Raw genomic sequence first — 1,711 nt, forward strand, 5'->3', positions numbered from 1 at the left:
CCTATGTGCGCGTACGGGAAGGCGATGGATCCGACGTCGCGGGGGCCGAGCCGCAGCGCGAGGAGTTCGGCGAGGGATACGTGCACGGCCTCGGCGATGCTGTCCGCGTCCGGCACCGCCTTGCCGTCGGCGACCAGCCCCACGTGCACCTTGTCCCCGTACGTGCTGAGCGCCACCGCAAGGGACTGCCCCCTGGCGAGCGGAGCCATCGGGTACAGCGCGCGCAGCGGGCTGCCGCCCAGCGACAGCGACGAGCCCGGCAGCGGGACACTGGTCACCAGGAGGTCGAAGAGCATCCGTGCCGCGTTGCCCACCAGCGGCGTGCCGAAGCGGTGCGCCAGCGGTGGCAGCTGGTCCGCGAGCAGGGCCACCGCGCCCGGACCGCGCGCCGGGCCCGCCGCCTTGTTGCGGTCCATGCCCAGGCGTACGCGGTCGAGCCGGCACGCCGCCGACGGCTCGGACAGCGGCAGATCGAGCAGATACCCGGAGAGACGGTTGCCGGTGCGCGCGGCGCTTCCCGGGCGGCGGCGCGAGACCGGGATCAGGGCGCGCGGATCCGAGCCGGTCGACAGCCGTTCGCCGCGCTCCAGCATCCAGTGCCGCAGTGCCCCGGCGACCACGGCGAGCAGTACGTCGTTGGAGGTGCCGCCGGTGGCCCTGCGGATCCGCCGCACATCGGGCAGGCCGAGCGTGGCCGTGGCCAGCCGCCGGGTGCCGCTGGGGCCGGCCGTGAGCGCGGGCGCGTCCCGGACGTCCAGGGTCGCCCGCATCACGGAGGCGCCGATGCCGAGTGCGCGGCCCAGTTCCTCGAAGCGGTCCCGCGCCAGACCGGCGACCTGGCCGGGTCCCGGCAGCCACGAGCGCGGCGGCACCGGGTTCCTGCGGCGCACGGTGGTGGTACGCCGGGCCTCGGCCACCTGGTCGAAGATCCCCGCCCCGATCGCGACGGCGCGCATGCCGTCGGCCAGGGCGTGGTGGAGCTTCACCAGGACGGCGAAGGAGCGCTGACGGGGCCCGGTGATGACGTACATCTCCCAGGGCGGGATACCGCGCTTGAGCGGTCGTTCCATCAGTTCGCCCGCGAGGGCGACGGATTCGGTGGCGAGGTCGCCGAGCGGCGCCTGGAGGGGGCGCACGTGCCGCCGTACGTCGAAGTCCTTGTCGGTCACCCAGGCGGAGCCGCCGACCGGCAGCAGGACGCCGCGGACCTTCATCCGGAGCCGGGGGATGGCGGCGGCGCGGGCCGACAGGAGTGTGGTGATCTCCTCGGGGCCGGAGCCTTCCGGCAGGTCGAAGAGGGCGAGAGCGCCCAGGTGCATGGGGTGCTCGGCGGATTCGAGATGCCAGAACGCCAGGTCGAGGGAGGACAGCAGATCAGTAGTCAATGGCGTGCTCTCATGTCGAGGGCCGGGGCCTTACGGGGAGCATGCAGTCAAACGCGCACGCCCGATCACGGTCAAGTACGTCCATATCACGGACGGTTACGGGGTGGTGTCCGGCGACCGCCGTGGCGGCCTCCGTCCGCCGCCCGGTTGGAGCACTGCCACGGGCCGTTTTTCCGCCGGTCCCGCCGCTCCCGCCGCGCTCCGCCGCCCGCCGGTGGGGTGCCGGGTGGTGCCTTCGCCCCGTACGGCCGGACGGATGCCGGAACCCGGCCGCACCCGGCCCCGGACAGCCGGCGTACGGACGAAGCGGTACGGGGAGCCGGACG

The 1,711-nt window shown here is 74.1% G+C and carries 1 protein-coding gene; it reads right to left on the reverse strand.

Annotated features, from left to right (window positions below; translation table 11 throughout):
* On the reverse strand, positions 1-1,385 hold a 1,385-nt coding region (locus GUY61_RS38045; RefSeq protein WP_166634852.1), incomplete at its 3' end, for a wax ester/triacylglycerol synthase family O-acyltransferase.
* Positions 1,386-1,711: the final 326 nt, after the last annotated feature.

This window comes from Streptomyces sp. GC420 (assembly GCF_009916105.1).
GTDB lineage: Bacteria > Actinomycetota > Actinomycetes > Streptomycetales > Streptomycetaceae > Streptomyces.